The 21602-nt window shown below is 70.9% G+C and carries 18 protein-coding genes and 2 pseudogenes; 15 read left to right on the forward strand and 5 right to left on the reverse strand.

Annotation, left to right across the window (positions count from 1 at the left end; translation table 11 throughout):
- Positions 1-66 precede the first annotated feature (66 nt).
- The 8 genes and pseudogenes from ACMCNO_RS05295 to ACMCNO_RS05330 all read left to right on the forward strand — a co-directional run bounded on the left by ACMCNO_RS05295 (position 67) and on the right by ACMCNO_RS05330 (position 9275).
- The gene (locus ACMCNO_RS05295; RefSeq protein WP_412748302.1) at positions 67-801 is read left to right on the forward strand and encodes a 4Fe-4S binding protein; all 735 of its coding nucleotides are present in this window, start codon (positions 67-69) and stop codon (positions 799-801) included.
- The gene (locus ACMCNO_RS05300) at positions 798-1322 is read left to right on the forward strand and encodes an NADH-quinone oxidoreductase subunit J (RefSeq protein WP_412748303.1); all 525 of its coding nucleotides are present in this window, start codon (positions 798-800) and stop codon (positions 1320-1322) included. Before ACMCNO_RS05295 ends, ACMCNO_RS05300 begins: the two co-directional genes overlap by 4 nt.
- Positions 1322-1726 (forward strand): annotated as a pseudogene (gene nuoK / locus ACMCNO_RS05305) (NADH-quinone oxidoreductase subunit NuoK); the annotation flags it as partial. The gene ACMCNO_RS05300 and the pseudogene nuoK, both read left to right, overlap by 1 nt.
- 155 nt (positions 1727-1881) lie before the next feature.
- Complete coding sequence (locus tag ACMCNO_RS05310; RefSeq protein WP_412753621.1) at positions 1882-3771, forward strand: NADH-quinone oxidoreductase subunit L; 1890 nt, start codon at positions 1882-1884, stop codon at positions 3769-3771.
- An 11-nt stretch (positions 3772-3782) separates the two neighbouring features.
- Positions 3783-5312: a complex I subunit 4 family protein gene (locus tag ACMCNO_RS05315; protein ID WP_412753622.1), complete on the forward strand. Its 1530-nt coding sequence runs from the start codon at positions 3783-3785 to the stop codon at positions 5310-5312.
- Positions 5309-6808 carry an NADH-quinone oxidoreductase subunit N gene (locus tag ACMCNO_RS05320; protein WP_412748304.1) on the forward strand — a complete coding sequence of 500 codons (1500 nt, stop codon included), beginning with the start codon at positions 5309-5311 and terminating at the stop codon, positions 6806-6808. Before ACMCNO_RS05315 ends, ACMCNO_RS05320 begins: the two co-directional genes overlap by 4 nt.
- A 132-nt stretch (positions 6809-6940) precedes the next feature.
- On the forward strand, positions 6941-7828 hold the full coding sequence (gene htpX / locus ACMCNO_RS05325) for a zinc metalloprotease HtpX (RefSeq protein ID WP_412748305.1): 888 nt from the start codon (positions 6941-6943) through the stop codon (positions 7826-7828).
- A gap of 178 nt (positions 7829-8006) precedes the next feature.
- Positions 8007-9275: an MFS transporter gene (locus ACMCNO_RS05330; RefSeq protein WP_412748306.1), complete on the forward strand. Its 1269-nt coding sequence runs from the start codon at positions 8007-8009 to the stop codon at positions 9273-9275.
- Between the two features lie 14 nt (positions 9276-9289).
- Here the strand turns inward: ACMCNO_RS05330 and ACMCNO_RS05335 are convergent, their stop codons facing one another.
- On the reverse strand, positions 9290-9940 hold the full coding sequence (locus ACMCNO_RS05335) for a class I SAM-dependent methyltransferase (protein WP_412748307.1): 651 nt from the start codon (positions 9938-9940) through the stop codon (positions 9290-9292).
- 74 nt (positions 9941-10014) lie between these two features.
- Here ACMCNO_RS05335 and ACMCNO_RS05340 point away from each other — a divergent pair, with 74 nt between their 5' ends.
- From ACMCNO_RS05340 to ACMCNO_RS05365, 6 genes are all read left to right on the forward strand, one after another.
- A complete protein-coding gene (locus ACMCNO_RS05340; RefSeq protein WP_412748308.1) occupies positions 10015-10479 on the forward strand; it encodes a DUF1707 domain-containing protein in 465 nt (154 codons plus the stop codon).
- A 52-nt stretch (positions 10480-10531) separates the two neighbouring features.
- Complete coding sequence (locus ACMCNO_RS05345; protein ID WP_412748309.1) at positions 10532-11374, forward strand: GNAT family N-acetyltransferase; 843 nt, start codon at positions 10532-10534, stop codon at positions 11372-11374.
- Complete coding sequence (locus tag ACMCNO_RS05350) at positions 11371-12030, forward strand: MOSC domain-containing protein (protein ID WP_412748310.1); 660 nt, start codon at positions 11371-11373, stop codon at positions 12028-12030. Before ACMCNO_RS05345 ends, ACMCNO_RS05350 begins: the two co-directional genes overlap by 4 nt.
- A 196-nt stretch (positions 12031-12226) precedes the next feature.
- The gene (locus ACMCNO_RS05355) at positions 12227-12535 is read left to right on the forward strand and encodes a protealysin inhibitor emfourin (protein ID WP_412748311.1); all 309 of its coding nucleotides are present in this window, start codon (positions 12227-12229) and stop codon (positions 12533-12535) included.
- A gap of 30 nt (positions 12536-12565) precedes the next feature.
- Positions 12566-13603: a M4 family metallopeptidase gene (locus ACMCNO_RS05360; RefSeq protein WP_412748312.1), complete on the forward strand. Its 1038-nt coding sequence runs from the start codon at positions 12566-12568 to the stop codon at positions 13601-13603.
- A gap of 354 nt (positions 13604-13957) precedes the next feature.
- On the forward strand, positions 13958-18046 hold the full coding sequence (locus tag ACMCNO_RS05365; protein WP_412748313.1) for an SGNH/GDSL hydrolase family protein: 4089 nt from the start codon (positions 13958-13960) through the stop codon (positions 18044-18046).
- A 46-nt stretch (positions 18047-18092) separates the two neighbouring features.
- Here the strand turns inward: ACMCNO_RS05365 and ACMCNO_RS05370 are convergent, their stop codons facing one another.
- From ACMCNO_RS05370 to ACMCNO_RS05385, 4 genes and pseudogenes are all read right to left on the reverse strand, one after another.
- On the reverse strand, positions 18093-18461 hold the full coding sequence (locus tag ACMCNO_RS05370) for a hypothetical protein (RefSeq protein WP_412748314.1): 369 nt from the start codon (positions 18459-18461) through the stop codon (positions 18093-18095).
- Positions 18462-18485: 24 nt separating this feature from the next.
- Positions 18486-18767 (reverse strand): hypothetical protein, encoded by a 282-nt coding sequence (locus tag ACMCNO_RS05375; RefSeq protein WP_412748315.1) that lies wholly within the window; start codon positions 18765-18767, stop codon positions 18486-18488.
- A 66-nt stretch (positions 18768-18833) separates the two neighbouring features.
- Positions 18834-18980 (reverse strand): annotated as a pseudogene (locus ACMCNO_RS05380) (PadR family transcriptional regulator); the annotation flags it as partial.
- Between the two features lie 498 nt (positions 18981-19478).
- Positions 19479-19673, reverse strand: coding sequence for a hypothetical protein (locus ACMCNO_RS05385; RefSeq protein WP_412748316.1), 195 nt, complete (start codon positions 19671-19673; stop codon positions 19479-19481).
- Positions 19674-19768: 95 nt separating this feature from the next.
- On the opposite strand from ACMCNO_RS05385, the gene ACMCNO_RS05390 reads away from it, so the two are divergent.
- Positions 19769-20680, forward strand: a complete 912-nt coding sequence (locus tag ACMCNO_RS05390) for a hypothetical protein (RefSeq protein ID WP_412748317.1) — start codon at positions 19769-19771, stop codon at positions 20678-20680.
- Positions 20681-21602: the final 922 nt, after the last annotated feature.

Below are 21602 nucleotides of genomic sequence, written 5' to 3' on the forward strand. Positions count from 1 at the left end.
CGTACCGGAAGATCGCGGTGGGGGTGTGCTCGCGTCGCGCCCGGCGACCGGGCAGGATATGCGTTTGTGACTGACGACCGGGACCGGGGCGCGCCGGGTAAGGGCCTGCTCAACGGGCTCGCCGTCACGTTCAAGACGATGACGCGGCGCAGCACGACACAGCAGTACCCCGACGTCGAGCCGGAGCTGCCGCCCCGCTCCCGCGGCGTGATCGCCCTGCTGGAAGAGAACTGCACGGTCTGCATGCTGTGCGCCCGCGAGTGCCCCGACTGGTGCATCTACATCGACTCGCACAAGGAGGAGGTCGTCGTCCCGGGTGCCGCCCGCCCCCGGCAGCGCAACGTGCTGGACCGCTTCGACATCGACTTCTCCCTCTGCATGTACTGCGGGATCTGCATCGAGGCGTGCCCCTTCGACGCGCTCTACTGGACCCCCGAGTTCGAGTACTCGGAATACGACCTGCGCGATCTGCTGCACGACAAGGACCGCCTGGGCGAGTGGATGCAGACCGTGCCGCCCCCGCCCGCGCACGACCCGCTCGGCGAGCCGTCGAAAGAAGAGGCCACCGCGGCGCGCAAGGCCGCAGGCCCGGGCGCGGCCACACCCGCCAAGACCGCCCGGCCCGCAACGGTACGGCCCACCCCCGCCCCACCCGCAGCGGCGCCCGCCCCCGATCAGGAGCCCGAACCGGGCCCCGGCAGCGGCCCAGCTCAGCGACCGCGTCCGAGCCAGGAGCCCGGCCCGAGCCAGGAGCCCGGCCCGAGCCAGGAGCCCGGCCCGAGCCAGGAGCCCGGGACGTGACGGTTGCCGACGCCCTCCTGCTCGCGCTCGGGGTCATCGCGGTCGGTTCGGCCGCCCTCGTAGTGACCAGCGCCCATCTGGTCCGCTCCGGTCTCTACCTGGTCGTCAGCCTGGGTGCGCTGGCCGGGCTGTACCTGGTGCTCGGCGCCGAGTTGCTGGCCTGGGTGCAGGTGCTGGTCTACGTGGGTGCGGTGGTGGTCCTGCTGCTGTTCGCGGTGATGCTGACCCGGGCCCCGATCGGCCCGTCGCCCGACCTCGACCGCCCGGCCTGGGCGGCCGGGCTGGTCGGCGGCGGGGTCGGGCTGGGACTGGCCGCCCTGTTCGCGGACGCGTACCGGTGGGTCGGCTTCCCGCAGCCCGAGACCGGCACCGCGGGGCGGATGGGGGAGCAGGTCTTCGGCGGCTGGGTGCTGCCGTTCGAGGTGCTGTCGATCCTGCTGCTGGCCGCCCTGGTCGGCGCGATCGTGCTGTCCCGGCCGGACCTCGGCGCCCGCAGCGACGAGCAGGCGGAGACGCACTGATGCACGCGGTCATCCCGATGGTCACGGCGGGCCTGCTGTTCGGGCTCGGCGTCTACGGCGTGCTGCGGCGGCGCAACGCGATCCTCGTGCTCATGGCGGTCGAGCTGATGCTCAACGCGGTCAACCTGGTCTTCGTGACCGCGGACGCCACGATCCGCTCCGCGCCGGGCGGTGGCCAGGCCGGAACCCCCGGCACCGGCGCGGCGCACGCGGGTGCGGTGTTCGCCCTGTTCGTGATCGTGCTGGCCGCGGCCGAGGTCGGCGTGGGGCTCGCGATCGTGCTGCAGTTCTACCGGATGCGCGCGAACGTCGCCGTCGACGAGGTCACGCTCGACCCGGCATCCGAGGCGACGGGAGATGTGACCACCACCGGGGCAGCGTCGCCGGCCGGGGTTGCTGCCACGACGGCTGCGGAGTCCGGGGCGGCGGGATCAGGGACAGCGGCGGTATCAGGGACAGCGGCGGGATCAGGGACAGCGGCGGTTTCCGGAACGGCGGCGGGCGCCGGGCCGGATGCGGCGGGGACGGAGAACGTGGCCGGGTGAACATCGACGCCCTCATGCCGGCGCTGCCCGGCGTACCGCTGCTGCTCGGTCTGGTGGGTCTCGTGCTGGCGCCCGGCGACGGTGGCCGCGCCCGGCGGTGGCTGGCCGCCGCCCTCGGCGTGCTGGGGGCGGCCGCCGCGCTGGCGGCGACGGTGCTGCTGCTGGCCCGCGTGGACGGGCCGGTCGAGTCCGGCGTGCGCTGGGTCGCGTTCGGGGACCTGCCGGTCACGCTGACGTTCTCGGTCGCCCCCGCGACGCTGTACGTCGCGGTGGCGGTAACCGTCGTGGCGCTGGCGGTCCAGCTGTACTCCGTCTCCTATCTGCACGACGATCCCCGCTACGCGCCGTACGCCGCGCAGGTCAGCCTGTTCACGGGCGCGATGCTGCTGGTGGTGGTCGCCGGTGACCTGATCCCGCTGCTGGTCGGCTGGGAAGTGATGGGTGCCTGCTCGTACCTGCTGATCGGTCATGACCGGCGGCTGCCCGAGGCGCCGGGCGCGGCGGTGAAGGCGTTCCTGGTGACCCGGGTGGGCGACGTCGGTTTCCTGCTCGGCATCGCCGTCCTGGGGGTCGGCGCGGGCAGTTTCCGGCTCGCGGACGTGCTGGCCCAGGACTACCCGCCGGGGACCCTGACGGTCGCGCTGCTGCTGATCCTGGCCGGGGTCGCGGGCAAGAGCGCCCAGTTCCCGCTGCACACCTGGTTGCCGGACGCGATGGCCGGTCCGACCCCGATCTCGGCCCTCATCCACGCCGCCACGATGGTGGCCGCCGGGGTGTACGTCGTGGCCCGGCTGTTCCCGCTGTTCGCGGCGTCCCCCGCGGCGCTGGCCGTGCTGGGGGTGATGGCCGCGGTCACGCTGCTGCTGGGCGCACTGTGCGCCACCGCCCAGGAGGACATCAAGCGGGTGCTGGCCTGGTCGACGGTGTCCCAGATCGGGTACATGACCGGGGCGCTGGCGGTCGGCTCCCCGTCCGCGGCGCTGTTCCACCTGCTCACCCACGCCGCGTTCAAGGCGCTGCTGTTCCTCGGCGCGGGCGCGGTGATCCACGCGGTCGGCACGAACGCGATGTCGCGGATGGGCGGGCTGCGCACCGGGATGCCGGCCACGTTCTGGCCCATGGCGATCGGGCTGGGGGCGCTGGCCGGGCTGCCGCCGCTGTCCGGCTTCTGGTCCAAGGAGACCGTGCTGACGGCCGCGCAGCACGCCGCCCAGGGCGGCGGGCCCGCACCCGCCTGGGTCGGCTGGACGGTCTGGCTGGCGGCGCTGGCCGGGGTCGCGCTGACCGCCTGGTACGCCACCCGCCTGCTGCTGCGCGTGTTCTTCGGCGCGGCCCGGGCCCGTGACGACGACTGGCAGGTCGGCTTCGACGACGCCCGCTACGACCGTGACTTCCCCCGGCCACACGACCCGCCCGCCCTGATGCGCTGGCCGGTCCTGCTGCTGGCGGTGCCCGCGGCACTGCTCGGCCTCGCCGTCTACCTGCCCGGGTTCCGGGACAACCTGGCGCTCGAACGGCCCCACGTCGGCCCGGCCGTCGCGCTGCCGCTGGTCCTGCTGGTCGTCGGGGCGGGCGCCGCGTGGTGGCGCTGGCGGGCCGTGCCCGGCGCCGACCCTGCCGACGCGCTGGGCCGGGTGCGCCCGCTGTTCGCGAACGGTTTCTTCCTCGACACGGTCCAGGACCGCCTGGTGGTACGCCCCGTCCGCGCCCTCGCGGGCGGCCTGCGCCGCTTCGATGAGCGGGTGGTCGACGGGGCCGTGGAGGGCACCGGGACCGCCACGACCCGGCTCGGGACGGCGCTGGCCGTCGTGCACCGGGCCGCCCTGCCCCGCGCCGCGGTGGCGGTGCTCACCGGCGCGCTGCTGCTCGGGGTGGCCGCCGCGATCTATGGAGCCGCGTCGTGATCGCGCCCGAGGTGTCATCGGTCATTCAGGCGCAGCTGCTGGCCGTACTCATCCTTCCGGCGCTGGGCGCGGCGGTCGTCGCCCTGTTGCCCGCGCGGCGCGACCGAGCCGGACGCCTCGTCGCTACCGGCTTCGCCGCGCTGACCTTCGTGGTGGCGCTGCTGCTGGCCCAGCCGTCGGTCCGCGGCGGCGGACGGATCGGGACCACAGCGGACGGCCGGTTCCTGTTCCTGCCGGCCGTCGAGGTGCACACCTCCTGGGTGCCGGCGCTGCATCTCGACCTGCACCTCGGCCTGGACGGCATCTCGTACCCGCTGGTGCTGCTCACCACGCTGCTGACGCTGCTGTGCTGCGCGTACACGGTGTGGTGGGCGCCGGACGGCGGCTCCGGCCGGGCCCTCGCCGCGCTGCTGCTGGTGCTGGAGGTCGGCATCCTCGGCACCTTCCTCGCGCTGAACGTGGTGCTGTTCTTCGTCTTCTTCGAGGTCGTCCTGCTGCCCATGTACGCGGTGATCGCGGCCTGGGGCGGCCCGGGACGGCAGGCGGCGGCCCGCAAGTTCGTGCTGTACACCCTGTTCGGCTCGGTGCTGCTGCTGCTCGGCGTGTTCACGGTCGTCACCGCGGCCGGGACCGGCGACCTGACCGTGCTGGCGGGCGGCGCCGGGCTGTCCCGCACCGTCCAGTACGCCGCGTTCGCGTTGTTCGCGGTCGCGTTCGCGGTGAAGGCCCCACTGTGGCCGCTGCACACCTGGCTGCCGGCCGCGCACACCGAGGCCCCCACGGTGGGCAGCGTGATCCTCGCCGGTGTGCTGCTGAAGATGGGCACGTACGGCCTGATCCGCATCGGAGTGGGGGTGGCGCCGGTGGGTGCGGCGTGGGCCAGCCCGGTCCTCGGGATCCTCGCGGTCGCCGCGATCGTGGTGGGTTCGCTGGTGTGCCTGCGGCAGACGGAGCTCAAGCGGCTCATCGCGTACTCCAGCGTCGGGCACATGGGGTTCGTGCTGCTGGGCATCGTCAGCGGAACGACCATCGGGATGCAGGCGGCCCTGATCGGCAACGTGGCGCACGGCATCATCACCGGCCTGCTGTTCTTCCTTGCCGGGGCGATCAAGGACCGGGCGCACACCGGTGACCTGGCCGAGCTGGGCGGGCTGCGGGAGACCGCGCCCCGGCTGGCCGGGCTGCTCGGCTTCGCCGCGATCGCCTCGCTCGGCCTGCCCGGGCTGGCCGGGTTCTGGGGCGAGGCGTTCGCGGTGGTCGCCGCGGTGCAGCGGGGCGGGTCGTTGTGGACGACGCTCGCCGCGGTCGCCGCGGTCGGCGGCGCGCTGACCGCCGCGTACTTCCTGAGGCTGTTGCGCCGGGTCACCCACGGCCCGGCCACGCCGCTGGTCTCGGACCTGCCGCGGCCGGTTCCGGCGGGATACGAGTGGGCGGCGTGGGCGCCCTTGGTGCTGCTGGCCCTGCTGGTCGGCCTGGTGCCCGCCCTGGTGCTGGCCGGCACCGGCGCCCCGGTGGAGCTCCTGATGGGAGGGCCGTGGTGACCCAGTCCGTCGACCACGTCGCCTTGCTGCCGCTGTACGCCGCGGCCGGTACCGCCCTGCTGGTTCTGCTGGCCGAGGTGACCGCCGGTCGCCGGGCCGCCGTGCTGGGGGCCGCGTTGCTGGGCGCCATGGCCACCGCGGCGTGCGCCGGTGTGGTCGCCGCCGACGGCCGGCGGTCGACGTTCTGCGGTGAGGCGGGCTGTTCCTGGGTGGCCACCCCGCTGGCCGCGGTCGCCGCGGTGCTGTTCGCCGCGCTGACCGCCGGTGTGCTCGCCCTGTCCGTGCCCGCCCTGCGACTGGGCGCGGCGCCGCCGGGCGAGTTCTGCTTCCTGCTGGCCTGCTCGATGACGGGCGGCGTGACGGTCGGCTACGCGGGCGATCTGATCACCCTGATCGTCGGGCTGGAAACCCTCACCCTCCCGCTGTACGTGCTGGTCGGCCTGCGGCGTTTCGCTCCGCGCGAGCGGGTCACCGCCGCGGGCGCCTCGGCCGCGGTCACGTTCTTCCTGATCAGCGTCGTCTCCACGGCGGTGGCCCTGCTCGGCGCCGCCCTGCTGTACGCCGCCACGGGCGTCCTGCACCTGTCCGCCCTCGGCGGCGACGCGGCGGCGCGGGCCCTGGCCGAGATGGGCCTGTCCCTGCAGGACCTGGGCGGGCAGGCGGCCGTCGGGCAGGTCTCGTCGGCGCCGCTGGCCACGGTCGGCGCGGCGCTGCTGGTCGTCGGCTTCGGTTTCAAGGTCGCCGCGGTGCCGCTGCACGCCTGGGCGCCCCCCACGTACGACGGTGCCCCGGTGCCCGTCGCGGCCTACCTGTCCACCGCCTCCAAGCTGGGTGGTGTGGTCGCGCTGGCCGTGGTCGTGCCGCAGCTGGACACCGGATGGCTGATGGCGGTGCTGGCGGTGCTGACCATGACGGTGGGCAACCTGGTCGCGCTGCGGCAGACCCGGATGGTGCGGCTGCTGGCCTGGTCGTCGATCGCGCAGGCGGGCTACATCCTGGCCCCGCTGGCGGCGGGCGCTGCCGGGGTGCCGGCGGCGGTCGCGTACGCGGTCTTCTTCGTGCTGCTGGAGTTCGTCGCGTTCGGGGCGCTGGTCGCCCTGCGCCGCCCCGTCGCGGACGGCGGCGCGATCGCCGACTACCGGGGCGCCGGGCGCCGGGCCCCGTGGCGGGGCGCCGCGCTGGTGCTGGCGTTCGCCGGGCTGGCGGGTCTGCCGCCCGGGCTGGCGGGCCTGTTCGCCAAGGTGACCATCGTGGACGTGCTGATCGACACGGGCTGGGCGTGGCTGGCGGTGGTGGTGGCGCTCAACGCGGTCGTCGCGCTGGCGTACTACGTGCGGGCCGCCGCCGTCCTGTACGCCCCCGAGCCCCGGGCCGAGGGGGCGCCGGTGCGTTCCCGGGTGGCCGGGCCGGTCGCCGCGGCGCTGACCCTGGCGGCGGCGGTGGCCGTACTCGTGGGCCTGGCCCCGCAGTTGATCTTCGACGCGCTGAATCCGTGACCGCCGGCCGTGGCGTACGCCACGGCTGAGCGTCGCGTACAGCGAACTCACAGTCACTTACGGATGAATTCCCGGCGGGGTCATGTTCCCTGGGATGCGGGCACCTCCCGCCCGCGTGCTGAAGGAGTGATCGTGCACAGCCACCACAACGGCCTCAAGACGGCCGCTCTGCTGGGTCTGCTCACCGCCATGATTCTCGCCGTCGGGTACTGGCTCGGCGGCAGCGCGGGGCTGGTCCTCGCGGTCGTCGTGTCGCTGGCGATGAACGCCGGCAGCTACTTCCTCTCCGACAAGATCGCCCTGCGCGCGATGCGGGCTCAGCCGGTCACCGAGGCCGAGTTCCCCGCCCTGTACGAGATCGTCCGCGAGCTGGCGGCCGAGGCGCGCCAGCCGATGCCCCGGCTGTACGTGAGCCCGGCGATGCAGCCCAACGCGTTCGCGACCGGGCGCAACCCGCGCCACGCGGCCGTCGCGGTGACCGTGGGCATCACCCAGCTGCTGGACCGGCGGGAGCTGCGCGGCGTGATCGGCCACGAGCTGTCGCACGTCTACAACCGGGACATCCTCATCTCCAGCGTGGCAGCCGCGCTGGCGGGCATCGTCACGATGATCGCGCAGCTGGCGTTCTTCCTGCCGCTCGGCGGCTCGGACGACGACGACGCCCCGAACCCGGCCGTGCTGCTGCTCATGCTGATCCTCGGGCCGCTGGCCGCCTCGATCATCCAGCTGGCGATCAGCCGGAACCGGGAGTTCCAGGCGGACGCGTCGGGCGCCGCGCTGACCCGGGACCCGCTCGCGCTGGCCAGCGCGCTGCAGAAGATCCAGTACGGGGCCCAGCGCATGCCGTTGCCCGCCGACGGCCAGCTGGCCACCTCGGCCCACCTGATGATCGCCAACCCGCTGCGCACGGGCGGCATGGCGTCGCTGTTCTCGACGCACCCGCCGATGGAGGAGCGCATCCGCCGCCTGCACGAGCTGGCCGCGGTCGGCTCCCGTGGTCCGGTCCAGTACGTGCGCTGACGACATCGCCCGCGCTGAGGGGGCTATCCGCGCTGAAGGAGTCGCAGGTCACCCCGTCGCCCGTCCGGGCGGCGGGGTGACGTCCGTGACAGGCGATCGAATTCAGAGGCGTCCCCGCCCCGCCGACGGTTAGCGTCGAAAGCCGATTCGCTCGTTACCGATCTCCGGAGGTGGACCCGTGACCGCGTTGCGTCAGTACCTTGGCGTGTGGCAACTGCCAGGCGGGCGGGCTCTGCTCGTGATCGGCATCTTCGCCCGCCTCGGCATCGGCATGACCCCGCTGGCGCTGCTGCTCCTCGTGCAGCAGACCACCGGCCGGTACGCCGCTGCCGGCCTGGCGGGCGGCATGTACGCGCTCGCGGGCGCCGCGCTCAGCCCGATCGCCGGTCGCCTCGCGGACCGCATCGGCCCGGCCCCGGTGCTGCTGGTCACGGCCGTGCTGCACCCGCTGGCGCTGGCCACGTTGCTGATCGTCAGCCGGGCCGGGGAGTCCGCCCTGCCCCTGATCATCGTGGCGGCGGCCGCGGCCGGGGCGACATACCCGCCGCTGACCGCGGCGGTCCGCCGGGCCTGGACCGACGCGACCGATGTCGCCAGCGGGCGGCACCACCTGCGCGGCGCCGCGATGGCCGTCGAGACGTCGCTGTTCGAGCTGGTGTTCGTCGTGGGCCCGATGCTGGTCGCCGGGTTCGTGGTGGCCACCCACGAGCCGTCGGCGGCGCTGGTCGCCTCCGCCGTGACCACGTTCGTGGGCACGCTCTGGATGGCCCGGCTGCCGATCATGCGGCACGCCCGGCGGCACGCCGAGGACGAGGCGGCCCGAGGTCTCGGCCCGCTGCGCGTGCGCGGTTTCCCGGCGCTGCTGGTCTGCGTCGGCGCGCTCGGCACCGCGTTCGGCGCGGCCGGTGTGATCGTGCCCGCGTACGCCGGTCAGCACGGTGGCGGGGACGCCCTGGGCGGGATCCTGCTGGGTGTCTGGGGCGTCGGCTCGGCCATCGGCGGGCTGGCGTTCGGCACCCGCAAGCCCGCGATGGCGCTGCCGCGGCAGCTGGCCTGGCTGCTGGGTGCGGTGTCGGCGAGCTTCCTGGCGCTGGCGGTGATGCCGAACCCGATGGCGCTCGGCGTGGCCCTGGTGATCGGCGGGGCGACGATCGCCCCCGCGCTGACCGTCGAGACCAACCTGGTCGGACGGCTGGCCCCGCCGTCGATGATGAACGAGGCGTACACCTGGGTGGTGACCGTCTCGGTCGCGTGCAGCGCGTTGGGCGGCGCGGTCTCCGGCGCGATCGTGGACCAGCCCGGCGGCCTGCCGTGGGCGTTCGTCTTCGCGGCCGGGGTGCTGGCCCTGTCCGCGGTGGTGGCGGCGCTGCCCGCCGGTTCCATGGCCCGGGCGGACCAGCACGCGGCGGACCGGATCCGGCACGCGCTGGCCGCCGAGGCCGCCTGAGAGCCCGGCAGCGGTCAGGACGTCTCGGCGGGCCGGGCGACCGTGAGTGCCTGGAACCGGATCTCGCCGTCGGCCACGGTGTGGAAGTCGACGATCTCGAACACGGCCGCGGTGGCGCGCAGGATCTGCTCGTCGGTGCGGAACGCGAAGAACCGCGCGGGCTCCTGCACGTCGTCCTCCGCGATGCCCTGCGCGGCCCGCCCGCCGTACATCCCGAGGTAGCCCAGGCCGCCCGGCTTCAGCACGTCGCGGACCGCGCGCAACGCCGTGCCAAGATCCGCATTGGGTACGTGCAGCAGCGAGTTCATCGCATACGCCGCGTCGAAGCCGGCCAGCGGGACCCCCAGGTTCAGGAAGTCCCCGACGTACGCGTCGAGCCCCTTGGCCCGGCAGCGTTGCACCATGGCGGGCGCGAGGTCCACCACGACCACCTCCAGGCCCCCCTCGTCGCGGAAGAAGAGCCCGTCCTCGCCCGTGCCCGCGCCGATCTCCAGCAGCGTCTCCGCCCCGATCGCGCGCAGCCGGTCCAGGAACGCCTCGCGTTCCGCCAGCTTCCAGTACTGCTTGTCCATGCCGTCCCGCAGTTCCGCCCCCGCGTCGTACGACGAGCGCAGGCGGGCGGTCACCTCGTCGTATCCGGCCGGTTCCCCGTCACGCAGCCTCATCGGTGTCTCCTGTTGTCAAGAACGCCCTCTTAGATAGCCTGGCGCCTACGGCGGGGCTTGTGAAGGAGCGTTGGATGGCCAAGGATGTCGCGCGTCGCCCGGAGCAGCGCGTGGAGACCATGCGCGCATCGGACACCGACCGGCAGCAGATCGCGGACCGGCTCAAGTCAGCCCTGGACGAGGGGCGGCTCAGCCTTGCCGAGTACGACGACCGGGTCCGCGACGCGTACGCGGCCCGCACGTACGCGGATCTGCTCGAACTGACCGCCGACCTGCCCCAGCCGGGGCTGAGCGCCACGGAGGTGAGCGCCCGCCAAGCCGCCGAGGCCCGCCGCGCCGCCCGGCGGATGCCGACCGCGCTGATGGTGCTGTGGACGGTGTGGGGCGCGCTGGCCGCGGTGAACGTGGCGGTGTGGCTGATCGTGGCGGTGACGGTCGGGCTCGACGTGTACGTGTGGCCGGTCTGGCTGCTCGTGCCGGGCGCCGCGCTGGGCGTGGTCACCGCCGGGGTGCAGGGGATCCGGCGCCGCCGCGGCTGAGCTGCGGCGAAATCGCATGCGCCGGTGCCCGCCCGCCGACCAGGATGGGCCCATGACGTGGCACAGCACCGGCAGCGTGACGGAGTTCGCGGAGGCCGCGGGTGAGTTTCTGCGCGCCCACCCGGTCGAGCACAGTGTCCCGCTGACCCTGGTGCGCACGCTGGAAATCAACGGCCCGCATGCGTACGGGTCCGACGACCCGATCTTCGGCTGGTGGCGGGAGGCCGACGGGACGGTGTCCGGGGCCTACCTGCAGACCCCGCCGTACCCTCTGCTGCTGACCGGGGTGCCCGCGCCGGCCGTCCCCGCCCTGGCCGAGGCGCTGGCCGGGCGTGTGCTCAGCGGCGTGAACGCCCGCGCGGCCGACGCCGACGTGTTCGTGGCGGAATGGCAGCGGCGCACCGGAGCCACGTTCACCCCACGCGTGCGGACCCGGCTGTTCCGGCTGGGCACGCTGACCCCGCCGGACCCGTACCCGCCCGGGCGGGCCCGGGTCGGCGGCCCGGGCGACCGCGAGCTGCTCGTGCGCTGGATCGAGGCATTCCACGAGGAGGTGGGCGAGTCCGTCCGCGACAGCGGCGCGGTCGTCGACGAGAAGCTCGCCTACGGTGGCCTGAGCCTGTGGGAGGTCGACGGCGAGCCGGTGTCGATGGCCGGCACGACCCGTCCCGAGGCGGGCATGGCGCGGGTGCTGGCGGTGTACACCCCGCGCGAGTGGCGCGGCCGCGGCTACGCCGGGGCGGTGGTCTCCGTGGTGAGCCGCGCGGCGGCCGACAGCGGCGTGCGGGACGTGGTCCTCTTCACCGATCTGGCCAACCCCACGAGCAACGCTCTGTACCAGCGTCTGGGCTACCGGCCGGTCGAGGACCGCGTCGTGATGGAATCTGCGGCATGAACGGCGGCAGAGTCATATCGGTCAATCTGGCGGTGCCCGAGCCCGGCCCGAAGGGCGTCGGGACCACGGGCATCAACAAGCGCCCGGTGGAGCACCCGGTCGCCGTACGCGCTCCAGGCCCCAAGACGACCGGCCTGCACAGCGGCCTGGTCGGCGACCAGATCTTCGACATCAAGCACCACGGCGGCGACGACCAGGCCGTCTATGCGTACGCCCGCGAGGACCTCGACTGGTGGGAGCGGGAACTGGGTCGGAGCCTGCCCGGCGGGCTCTTCGGGGAGAACCTGACCACGACCGGGGTGGACGTCAACGGCGCGGTGATCGGCGAGACCTGGCGGATCGGGGAGGAACTGCTGCTGCGCACCACGTTCGGCCGGATCCCCTGCATGACGTTCCAGGCCAAGATGAACGAGCCGCACTGGGTGAAGCGGTTCGCCGCGGAGAACCGGCCCGGGGCGTACCTCAGCGTGGTGTGCCCGGGCGACGTCCGGGCCGGTGACCCGGTGGAGGTCGTGGACCGCCCGGCCGGCGGGGTCAGCATCGGCGAAGCGTTCCGCATCTGGATGCACGATCAGGCGGAACTGCCGCGCCTGCTGGAGGCGGAGGGAATTGGCGAGGGCTTGCGAGCGGACCTACGCAAACGGCTGCGGCTCTGAGCCTTGCGTCGTGTCCACCCTGGACGGTTTTCTGGCCGTTCCGGGGAGGGTTCATCGATAGCCGCAAATGATGCGGCGCTTGCCCGCCGATTCGTCAAGATTGGCGATTCCGTAGCGCTTCTGGCGGATAATTTCGCGATTGCTCTTGACGGCGGTTCCCGGGCGGATTGTGCTTGAGGGGCGAGGTGGTGTTCCCATGAAGATCGTCCTCGAACGCTCGGGTGGATTCGCGGCCGTTCCGGCGTTGTCCGGCGACGTGGTCGTGGACACCGCCGAACTGCCGCGGGAAACGGCATCGGAACTGGAACGGTTGGTGGACGCGGTCCACCGCGCGCGCGGGCTGCGCAAATCGCCCGCCGCCACCGGCGCCGCCGACCTGCGCAGTTATCGCCTCACCATCGACGGGCAGCGCCGGACCGATGTCCTGGCATTCACCGATCTGACTCTCGACCCGGCCCTCGAGGCGCTCGTGAAACGGCTGGAGGCGATTGCCCGAGGACGGTAGCCCGAATGCCCACCACCGCGAGGAGCGACCATGATGCGAAACCGCCTTCAGTGCATCATCCCGCCGTACGTTCTCGAGGCCATCCAAGCCAACGGAACCCCGGAGCAGCGGGCCTGGGCAGCCGCCACCCTGCGCGTCGACGCGGCGGTGCGGGACGCCCGGCTGGAGGCGCCGACGGCGCCACCGCACCCCGCGGCGGACGTCACCGCGAATCGCCGGGTCTATGACGCCGGGCACACGACCTCGCTGCCCGGCACGCTGGCCCGCGGTGAAGGCGATCCGGCCAGCGCGGACGTCAGCGTGAACGAGGTGTACGACGGTTTCGGCACGACGCTCGACCTCTACGGGCAGGTGTACTCGCGCAACTCGCTCGACGATGCCGGACTCGACCTGATCGGCACGGTCCATTACTCGACCGACTTCAACAACGCGATGTGGGACGGCGAGCAGGCGATTTTCGGCGACGGCGACGGCGACATTTTCAACCGGTTCACCATCGCCATCGACGTCATCGGTCATGAGCTGACCCATGGCGTCACCCAGTACACGGCCGCTCTCGCGTACCGGAATCAGTCGGGTGCCCTGAACGAGTCCATATCAGACGTTTTCGGGTCGCTGGTCAAGCAGTATCACGCCTCCCCCCGCCAGACCGTCGACCAGGCCGACTGGCTGATCGGTGCCGGGCTGTGGGCGCCGCGCATCCACGGGGCGGCGCTGCGCTCGATGAAGGCGCCGGGAACGGCGTACGAAGACCCGTTGGTGGGCAAGGACCCGCAGCCGGCGACTATGGACGGCTATGTGACCACCCGGCAGGACAACGGCGGTGTCCACATCAATTCTGGAATCCCCAATCACGCGTTCTATCTCGCGGCGGTCAACTTCGGCGGATACGCCTGGGAGAAGGCCGGGCGAGTCTGGTACGCGGCACTCACCGACCGGTCACTGTCGAGCAACGCCGGATTCCTTGATTTCGCCCAGCTGACGGTGCGGAAGGCCGAGGCCCTGTTCGGTGCGGACGGCCGCCAGCGGATCCACGACGCCTGGACCCAAGTGGGCATCGCCACCTAGACCGCAGGACCGCCTCGATCGGAACGGCCATCGCGCACGGCGGCGAACCGCCATCGTGCGCGGGTGCCGTCTGACCGGTGCCACGAGCCGGTGACGTGGTTCGTCACCTCCGCGGCCCAATCGCCTTTGCGGCACATCGACATATCTGACTATGGTGTTCCCGCGACCGGTCATCGATGTTGGTCGCATTACTGCGCCGCTTGGTGGCAGCGATGGCAGCACGGGGGATGTCGAGATCTGCGGATGCCGCCTCGGCGCGGCGCCTGTCCATCCACACCACCGGCCCGTCGGCCGGTGGCATTCCGCCGTGCACGCCCTCGTGGACCGCTGGTCGGCACGAGGACGGGAGTGCCATTGAAGCGTCAGCTCAGAACGTTGCTGGCCGCCGCGGTGGCGGCGAGCATCCTGGCGACGACCGGCCAGTCGGCGTCCGCCGGGCCAGCCACCATCACGGACACACCGGCCGCCAAAGCACCGGCCGCCAAAGCACCGGCCGCCAAAGCACCGGCTCCTAAAGCACCGGCTCCTAAAGCCACGGGGGCCACCCCGCGGGTGGACGACGACACCCGGCCGCGCGACCGGATCGCCGCCGCGGACCGCGCTCACGTGCTGGGGGCCGCCTGGCAGAAATCCTCCGACCGTCTGTGGACCACCTCCGGCGACAGCACTGGGCTCCACCTGCTGGTCGCCGAGGCCGATGACGGCTACACGTGGCGGACCGTGGCCACCCTGGTCGAGCCCGGTATCGCGAGCGACATGTGGATCGGCAACGCCTGCCTCACCGCCTCGGGCAAGCGGGCGGTCGTGGTCTACGAACCGCGGCACTTCGCCAACCGGCAGCACCTGTTCGACCGGGGAGCCTTCGCCGCGGTCGTCGACATCGACACCGGCGCGGTCACCAAGCTCGACGCCACGGTCAGCATCGCGTATTACAACCCCGGCTGCGGGGCAGGCGAGACCGCCGCGCTCACCCAGGGCGGCGCCGTGGACCTGGGCAAGACCGCGATCAATCTGCTCGACACCGGCACCCGCAAGGTCACCTCACGGGTCGAGGTGACCGGCCAGGTCACGTCGGCGGTGCCGTACGCCGGGAAGATCGCCGCCTCCGACGGTAAGCGGATCGTGTCGATCGACCCGTCCGGCAAGACCGAGACCCTGACCCCGACCGGCCGGGCCGTGGCGCACCTGACGGCCGACGCCTCGGGTGGCCTCACCTACCTCGAGGAGACAGACGCCCACACCACCGTGGTGCGGCACCTGGACAAGGGCACCACCCACGTCCGCGAACTCGGCCGCGGTCCGCTCGCCGACGTCTCGCTGGCCCGCGGCACCGGTGGCCGGGTCTTCATCACCGGTCGCCCGTCCCGGGTCGGTACCCTGCCGGCCGGCGTCAACGCGATCGACGCACCCGCCGACGCCGAGATCTCCAGCACCGGCGCGGCCGTGCTGACCACGCCGGACCGGGCGCCGGCCGAGGCGGGCGCGACCCCGGACGCCGCTGTTCCGGTCGGCCGCCGGGCGACCTTCCGTGAGACCGGTCGCAGCGCCGATTTCGTGGTCGACCCGGACGCGCGGATCAGCGCGAAGAACGCCACCGGCAGCGCGCCCACACCGCAGCTGAAGGCCGCGGGACTCGCCGCGGCCGGTTCCGCGACCGATCCCACCGAGGCGGACCGCTACTGCGGCGTCTCCCGCAACGACCTGACCGCGCAGGTGGAGCAGCCGCACTGGCACCAGATCGCCTGGGCGGCCCAGCTCGCCGTGCGGGGCAACCTGACCCTCACCCGGCCGGCCAACTGGAAGGGCACGAACCTGCCGGCCTGGTCGCCGCAGACGATGGAGGGTTTCACGCATCTCAACGGCGGCGGCTACATCCCGGCACAGATCATGCTCGGCATCCTGGCCCAGGAGTCCAACCTCTGGCAGGCGTCGTACCACGCGCTCGAGGGCGTGCCGGGCAACCCGCTGGTCGGCGCGTACTACGGCATCCGCAGCGGCTGGGCGATCAACTGGGACGCCGCGGACTGCGGGTACGGCGTGGCTCAGGTCACCGACGGCATGCGGATCGCGGGGCATCCCAAGCCGGGGGAGCACCTGCGCCCACCGAACGAGCAGAAGGCGATCGCGGTGGACTACGCCACCAACATCGCGGCGGGCGTGAACATCCTGACCGAGAAGTGGAACACGACCCGCGGCCTCGGCATGACGGTCAACAACGGTGACCCGGCCCGGCCGGAGAACTGGTTCGCTGCGGTGTGGGCGTACAACAGCGGGCTCAACCCGCAGGCGTCCACCGGGAACACCACCGGTTGCACACCTGGGCCGTCCTGCACCGACAGCCGCGGCGCGTGGGGTCTGGGCTGGGGCAACAACCCGGCTAACCCGGACTACCCGTACAACCGCCACGCGTTCCTCGACGGGCCGAACGGCGGCGGTGTCGGCGGCCAGGCCGATGCCGCGACTCCGCAGAAATGGCCGTACCCCGAGAAGATCATGGGGTGGGCGGCGTACCCGATCGTGAAATACGACTACCGCGACAACTCCTACGAGGCCGCGTTCAACCAGGCCTGGTGGGGAGGCGCCGACAACGACGAGGCCAACCTCCACCGCACCCAGGGCATCAAGCCGCCGCTGAACACGTTCTGCAGCGCGGCGAACAACTGCACGACGGCCGGCGGTCAGCCGAACGGCCAGGGCAAGTGCGGGTACAGCGACTACCACTGCTGGTGGCACTGGTCCGCGTCCTGGAAGGGCGACTGCTCCACCTGTGGAAACGAGAATCCGAACCCGAACTACACGCCGGGGTCGGCGGAACCGGCCCGCGGCACGCACTTCCCGCCGGTCTGTGCGCAGAACACCAGCCTGCCGTCAGGGGCGTTGGTGATCGACGATGTGCCGTCGTCGGCACCGGTGGTCCGGTCCGATGAGTGCAACGGCGGCACGGTGGCCAACAGCGGAACGTTCGGGCTGAACTTCAGCGGGAACGGCACCACGTACCCGTCGAAGCTGGACTTCCATCAGCTGGGCACCGGCCTCAACGGCCACCTGTGGTTCTCCCACGAGGAGAGCATCGCCCTGAATGCCAGCAGCCATGTCGGGGTCACCGGCACCTGGACCCTGGGGCGGTCGCTCAACCAGTGGGCGAAGGTCTGGGTGCACCTTCCGTACGAGGTCGGCGAGACTCAGCAGGCGCACTACCGGATCGACCGCGGGGCGGGCGCGCCCTCCGGCACCCGGTACAAGTGGCGGGTCATCGGGCAGGACCGCGGCCACAGCGAGTGGGTGTCGCTGGGCGCGTTCCAGATCCAGGGCACGCCGTCGGTGAGCCTCAGCAACATCACCCGGACCAGCGAGGCCACCCAGGGCGTGGACAACGTCGTCTGGGACGCCGTGGCCTTCGAGCCGTTGACCGCGAAGCCGAAGGACTTCGTGGTGGCGATGGGCGACTCGTTCTCCTCCGGCGAGGGCGTCGTGAACGATCCCCGAACCGACTACTACGTCGACTCGAACCACAACACGCAGACCGGCAACGACGCCTTCCGCAACGGCTGCCACCGCTCCCCGTACGCGTGGGCGCGGCAGGCGACCTTGGCGGGCGATTCACGTACCATCGGCGCCCGGACCGACGCCCGGGACACCACGATGGACTATCACATGGTGGCCTGCTCGGGCACCCAGAGCGAGCACATGCTGCCGAGCCTCAGCAATCCGATCACCGGCGCCCAGAACCCGGATCCGACCACCGGCGGGGCGTGGACCAACGGCTGGGGTCAGACAGCGTCGTCCAACGGCGGCTCGATGCGGGAAGTGACCCAGATGGACTCGGGTTTCCTGGACGAGAACACCACGCTGGTCACCATCTCCGTCGGCGGCAACGACGTCGGCTGGAGCGGGGTCGTGACGAAGTGCCTGCTGGTGCCGGCCGTGCCGGACTGCAAGTACAAGTCCAATGATGACGGCCAGCTGCTCATGAACTACGTGCCGGAGGTCATGGAACAGAAGCTCCGGCCGACGCTGGTCACGATGATCCGGGCGATCCACACCATGGCGAGCAACGCCACCATCGTCCTGATGGGTTACCCGAAGCTCATCTCCGGCGCCGGCAACTGCATCATCGTTCCGGTGCCGTTCCTGGTCGATCTGACCGTGGGCGAGGTCGACTGGATGAACCAGGCCGCCGTGGAGATGGCGGCACTGGAGCAGGAGATCGCCGACACGGCGCGGAGGAACGGCACCAATGTCTGGTTCGCCAACCCGGTGCCCCAGTTCGAGGGCCACGGTGTCTGCGGCTCACCGGAGGGTCTGCACGACGCCGACTTCATCACGGGGTCCGGCGAGAAGGACGACGCGCTGATGGCGTCCAGCTCGCTGCACCCCAACATGTACGGCGGAGAGCTCTACCGCGACACGCTGAACAGCACGCTGCGCGCCGCGGGCAAGTGATCGGCAGCGGCGGCGCGCTCACCGGCGCGCCGCCGCGCCCGACCCGTTACACCCGGACGTCGTTCGCCCAGCTGAGAAATGCCACGGCCACCACCGCCCACCACATGATCGCTGCCAGCAGCGCACCCAGCGCGAACGCCCACGCGGCATAGAACACCGCGACGTCGGGTCGGCGGGTGGGTCGGCTGCGGGCCGAGCCCAGCAGTCCACCAGCCAGCGCCGCGATCGGCGGGACGGTCGCCGCGACGGCCAGCAGCACCTGCCAGAACGGCTTGTCGGATTCGCCGGACCCGGCACCGGACACCGCGGTGTAGTAGAGGAATGCGCCGACGACGGCCAGCAGGACCGCGAACTTGATCAGGTCAGGTCGGGACTGCGCCAGGACCCACTCCCGGAAGCGGCGCCGAGTTTTCATACCCTCGCACCATAGCCATCTTCATCAATGCCGTCCGGCGGTCGCGCCCACACGCGGCAGATTGTCGGCCTGTGACGGCTCGGAGGGGGTGTCACGATCGGTCACCCGTCCGCTGGACAGCGCCGTCGTGATCGCCTCGGTGGCGTCGACCTCACCGATCAGAGTCGACAACGCGGCGCGCGAACTCGACAAGCTTGATATCGTCTCATCGGTCAGTTCAACACTCCGGATCTGCGCACGATCCTCGTACCACGAACACTCCGATTGCGGGAGCCATTTCGACACCAGGATCGGGTGCACTGTCATGCCGCGATCCGCGCGCTACGTATCGTCACGGGCAGCCTCCTCTGTGGGCCACGTTCTTGCCGAGATCAGTGCCCCGTACAGCGTGCCGGGTCGCAGCGAGATACGGCCGTCGGAAAGCCGGGCCACCTCAGCGTTCAAGCCATACCCATGCATCGGCTCACCGGCCAGGGCGGTGAGAATCAGGAACGTGGGTTCGCGCAACGGAGTCTCCACACACGACCATATTACGGCTGCGAAGGTATGCCGAAAGATCGCCATCACTGCCGGCCGCGGAAGCACTCCACGCGTGCCGGAGCACTGCATCCCGAACCAGCACAGTGACCCGGCGGTCCGGCATCCGCTACGCACGGCACACTCGACTGCGATACGTAACATCCTCTGCCGCAATCCGCGCCGTCCGTGTCGCAGATCATTTGGCGGACGTGTGTCGCAGATCAGCCGACGGAGGACACGTGACCCGACCAGTGCTGCCGAATCTGCCTTCAGGATCAAGGCGCCGCTGGCGCGGCGCACCGTGCGCGCTCGCGCCCCGCTGCTGGCGGCCTACGTCCGGCATCGCGGGCCGCGGCGCGCGGCACCCTCGGGCGACGAATCCAAGAACGCCTCTGGCGGAGGCGCTCGGGCTTCTGCGATGGCAACCGGGTGGGCGAGCATGGTGTGGCGGTCACCATCGCTAGTCCTCCAGTGGTGGGGGAGGGTCTTCGGCGTCTGTCAGGCGAACCGGCTCGGAACGGCCGGACCTAGCCAGCGGCGACCGGTGTTGTCGACGAAAATCACGTCCAGTGACACTGCGCGCGGCTTGTCGGCGCTGCCCGCGATGCCGAGGTGTTTGAAATACCAGGCCTGCGGCGCATTAAGCCACCCGTCGGTTTCGGAACTCCGAGGTGCGACGCGGTCGATGAACATCGGCCGTTGCTCGCGCCCAGGTACGGGAACCCGGACATCCCAAATAGGCTCGTCGCTCTGTGACAGGAGTGCTCGCTACTGTAGCGTATGGCGCCATGACAAAAAGGCGCGGTAATGCGCAAGGGCGATCTACCCCACGGCAGAGAACCATCGATCCAGATGCGGAACAGCCAACGCACTCGAATGATCGCTCGACCCCGCAAGACGCGAGAAGCGACATTAGGGCGGCGCTGCTCGGATTGCCCGGCTGGGTGGCGGCAACATTTGCAGCCGCCCTGCCAGTGACTATCGGCATCGTCCGCACCTACTGGATGGCTCACGGTGATGGCGTGGTGATGTCGGAACTGCTGCGCAGAACTGACGTGACAGCTTTCCTGGCGACAATGCTTGTCATGAGCATCAATAGCGGTGTTCTCCTTCTTTTCGTGACCGGGTACCGTTTCGCACTGAAGATGACGATGGACGCGACCGAGCGTGAGCGGGTGTTCCCGCTGCGGCGATATCTGGCGATATGCCTACCTTTGTTGGCCATCATGGTGTTAATCACGACAGGACCAGCTGCTCTCGTTCTCGTTGCCGTTTTCGCCGTAATAAACGGCGCCCGCAACAACGAAAGTGCACAGAGTCTTCGCGAACTTGTCACTAACGCCGTCATGATGCTTGTGGCCGTCATGATGCTTATCGCGAACACTTACTCGCCACCGCCTGAGCTGGTGCAGGTAAAGGCCGACAAACCTCAGTGGGTGTACGTCATCGCTGTCGAGGACAGCCACACGACCGTGCTGCACGTAGGTGGTGGCATTGAGCGGATCAGCAATTCCGAGGTCACTGGACGGGCACTTTGCCCAGAATCGCAAGTTTACGGCGGAGCCCAAGGGTGGCGAAGTTGGTTCGTCGATTCCAGGCATCTGAGCATAGCCCGAATCTGGCTACGAGACTCGGACGAGCGCATACCCGACCTCTGTACGCAAGCGCCGAAAGTGCCAGTGTCATTCGGTACTGCATAGCATGTGACACGCCTTATTCGGCCGCACTCGTCACCCCTTGGGCGAAACTCCGCTGAAGTCAGATCGAAAGCACAGTCATGCCGCCGACAGCGCTCCACCGTCTATCCGATGGTCACCGAGAGTGCTCGACGAGGTGGGCTTCTTGTTGGGAGCGACAGCTTCGAGCCCAAACCGGCTTGGTTTGCCGTTGCCGCGCATTTGCCGAAGGCTGGCTCGCACCGACGGGCTGAGCTATTCGCATCGAGGTGCAGGACGCCGTACCACTCGATCTCGAGACCGGCTGCGACCTCTCGGCTACCGCCTGCAAACCTGACCGCACCCGGTCGGGCGCACTCTCGATCAGTGATCTTCATTAAGCGCAAGGCGGCGACCCTGGGCATCGCGTCGGCGATGGTACTGGGTGTCGCGAGCGTTGCCTCCGCCAGCGCGCCTACTAGTGGCACCGCCAACATGATCTATGCCTGCACGAATAGCGGAGGGCAGATCAAGCTGATCGACTACCGCAGCGGCAAGCGATGCTCTCGTGGTTGGAAGATGATCAGTTGGTCCAGCGGAGCGACCGGGCCGACCGGCGCCCAGGGTTCGATCGGACCTCAGGGGCCTGCCGGACCAACGGGTGACCGTGGCCCAGCCGGGCCGCAGGGGCCCACGGGCGAAGCCGGTACGCAGGGTCCGGCTGGGCCGCAGGGGTCTACGGGTGAGGCTGGCATGCAGGGGCCGAAGGGCGACCCTGGACCGCAGGGGCCTGCGGGACCTCAAGGGCCGCAGGGTGAGGCTGGCCCAGCGGGTGCCCCGGGAACTGTGGTCTCTACAATGCGGTTCGGGTATTTCAATTGCACGCCAAACGTTGAATGCCCCCACGCAGTGGAAACAGCTACGCCTGGACTTGCTCTGAAAGTTGGGAAGGTCGTTCCCGTAGGTG

This window comes from Krasilnikovia sp. M28-CT-15, assembly GCF_047159595.1.
In the GTDB taxonomy this organism is placed as follows: Bacteria; Actinomycetota; Actinomycetes; order Mycobacteriales; family Micromonosporaceae; genus Actinoplanes.